The 2,522-nt window shown below is 67.8% G+C and carries 3 protein-coding genes; 1 reads left to right on the forward strand and 2 read right to left on the reverse strand.

What is annotated here, in order from left to right; genetic code table 11:
• Together VK519_RS05245 and VK519_RS05250 are read right to left on the reverse strand one after the other, a co-directional pair.
• Positions 1–1,452, reverse strand: a 1,452-nt coding sequence (locus VK519_RS05245; protein ID WP_324348078.1) for a CPBP family intramembrane glutamic endopeptidase, incomplete at its 3' end; no start/stop codon positions are given.
• A 1-nt stretch (position 1,453) separates the two neighbouring features.
• Positions 1,454–1,795, reverse strand: coding sequence for a 4a-hydroxytetrahydrobiopterin dehydratase (locus VK519_RS05250; protein WP_324348079.1), 342 nt, complete (start codon positions 1,793–1,795; stop codon positions 1,454–1,456).
• 142 nt (positions 1,796–1,937) lie between these two features.
• Here VK519_RS05250 and VK519_RS05255 point away from each other — a divergent pair.
• Positions 1,938–2,522 (forward strand): NifU family protein (locus tag VK519_RS05255; protein ID WP_324348080.1); only part of this gene is annotated, 585 nt, incomplete at its 3' end.

Here is a 2,522-nt window from a genome sequence, read left to right on the forward strand (position 1 = left end):
GTACGAGCCACCGGCGAGGCCAGCCTCGAGCACCAGGGCACAGGCGGCGTGGGCGACCGCGATCGGTACCAGCGACCGCCCGCGGTAGTAGCACCAGGCCCACCACAGTTCACCGATGAAGCACATCTGCATCAGCGCCCCGTTGGGCGTATGCAGCAGGGCGAAAGCCAGCGCGGTGACGAACATCGCCGCCGTGGGCGGCAGGAGCCGGTGGAGGCGGCGGCCCACGAGCGAGAGCAGCAGCCATTGCTGGACGAACGCCCAGGCGATGTAGGTGAGCACGCGCAACTGGTCCGGCACGGTCCAGGCACGCTCCGCTCCCATCGCCAGCACGATGGCCACCGGTAGCAACAGGAAGGGCGTGAGCCATCGTTCCGCACCGCTGGCCGGCCGCAATCCATAGGGGGCGTGCCGGTCGCGCCAGGCCAGCAAGGCCCCGAAGGCCAGTGCTGCGACGCAGGCGACGGCAGGCAATGGAATGTCGGCCGTGCCGAAATGAAGCCCGGCCACCAGCCACAAGGGACCGGCCAGCAGGCCCGCGGTTTCAAGGCCCGCGCGTAGCCCTGGCCGTGTGGGCGGGCGGCGCCAGAGCCAGATCAGGCCCAGCACGTAGAAGATGACCAGAACGGCCGCCAGCCGCTGGCTGGCCCAGGCGGGGAGGCCTGGATGTGGTGCGCCGCTGCCGACGATGGCAGCCGGGATGGCATCGCGGGCGCGGTCGCGCCAGTGCAGGAGATTTTCCGCGCGCAGGCTCGCCGCCGGGACCAGCCAGGGGATCTGGCGTGCGTCCAGGTGGCCGGCGGCATCGATCCATGCGCCCAGCGAATGGGTGCGTGATGGCGTGCCGGGCATGGGCAAGGCTACCGGTGCCATCGGTTCGAGCGATGCGCCGGAGAAAACCACCGACTTCCCCGGTTGCAGTTGCAGGCGTAGCCGGAGCATCGCCGCCCGTGTCGGTGGCATCGATGGACGCCCATCGGCCGTCCAGCTGAGCAATGGCGCGTCCAGCGCCAGGTCCGTTGCGCCGAAAACGGCATCGCTGACAAACGCCGGCCCGTCCAGGCGCTCGCGGACCACCAATTGCACCGATACGGGCGCTTCGGGCTTCATCTGGATATGCAGCCGGCCCGCGTGCGTCAGGTCGGCCGTCCGTGCCAGCGGCAGTCCCATCTCGAAAGGCGAGCTCTCTTCGCTGCGCAGCACCAGGCCGTCGGGGCTCGTCGCCTGGCTGACTTCGCCGAAAACGCGGCCGGCGACGAGGTCTTCGGGACGGCGGATGGTCCAGTGCCAGGGCGAAGCCTGGCGGCTCCAGCTGGCGGCGTCGGCCTGGGCCGTTTGCGCCAGTTCCCGCCAGGTCAGCCAGGTCGAAAGCCCAGGCAGCAGGGTGAGCGCCAGGGCTGCGGCCGCGAGGAACAAGGCAGCCGCCAGGACACGACGCGAGGTCGAGCCCATGTCAACCGGCGAGCAGGCGTTCGACGCGGGCGGCGCAGATGAAATCGTTCAGCGACAGGCCGCCCACGTCGTGGGTGGACCACAGCAGCCTGCAATGCCCGTAGCCGGCTTCCAGGTCCGGATGATGGTCCTGCGTGTTGGCCATGAAGCCCACCGCGTTGATGAAGCCCAGGGTGTGGTGGAAGTCGCTGAAAGGGAAATCCTTGACGATGGCTTTGCCATCGGCGGTCTTCTGCCAGCCGGGGAGGTCGGCAAGGTACGTCGATACCGTGTTGTCGTCGAGCGCGTCGGCGGCACCCTTGCGCGGCTGGCAGGAGGCTTCGGCGAGCTGGGTGATCGACATGGAAGGTTCCCGATTGGCGAGTGAGGCGCAAAGGGTCGAAGGTCGGCCGTGAAAAGTAAAGCACTTGGCGTGCGCCCGGGTCGAATCCGTACTAAAATGGTCAGGTATCCCCGCCGGCTCCCCACGGCGGCACGGAGTTCCCATGATCGACATCACTGAACGCGCGCAGGCCCATTTCCGCAGGCTCATCACGCAACAGGACATCGAAGGCCTTGGCATCCGCTTGCGCGTGGTGGATGCAGGCACCCCTTCGGCCACCTGCGACCTCGAATTTTGCGAACCTTCCGAGCTTACCGGCGATGAGTGGACCGTCGAGTGCGAGGGCTTCCATCTTTACGTGGAAGGCGCAAGCGTGCAGTGGCTTGATCCTGCCAGCATCGATTTCGAAACCAACGCCACCGGTGGCCAGTTGAACATCCGCGCTCCCCGCATCAAGGGCGAGATGCCCGGCGAGGGCGCGGGGCTGGTTGAGCGCGTGCAGTATGTGGTGGCCACCGAGATCAACCCGATGGTGGCCTCGCATGGCGGGCGTATCAGCCTGAAGGAAGTCACCGCCGAGGGCGTGGTGGTATTGCAGTTCGGCGGCGGCTGCCACGGCTGCGGCATGGTGGACGTCACCCTCAAACAGGGCGTGGAGAAAACCCTGCGCGCGCGGGTGCCGGAAGTGACCGAGGTGCGCGACGCCACCGACCACGCGGCAGGCGAAAATCCCTACTACGCGGGTTCG

Origin of the sequence: Pinirhizobacter sp., from assembly GCF_035317885.1 — a bacterium.
Taxonomy (GTDB): domain Bacteria; phylum Pseudomonadota; class Gammaproteobacteria; order Xanthomonadales; family Rhodanobacteraceae; genus Pinirhizobacter.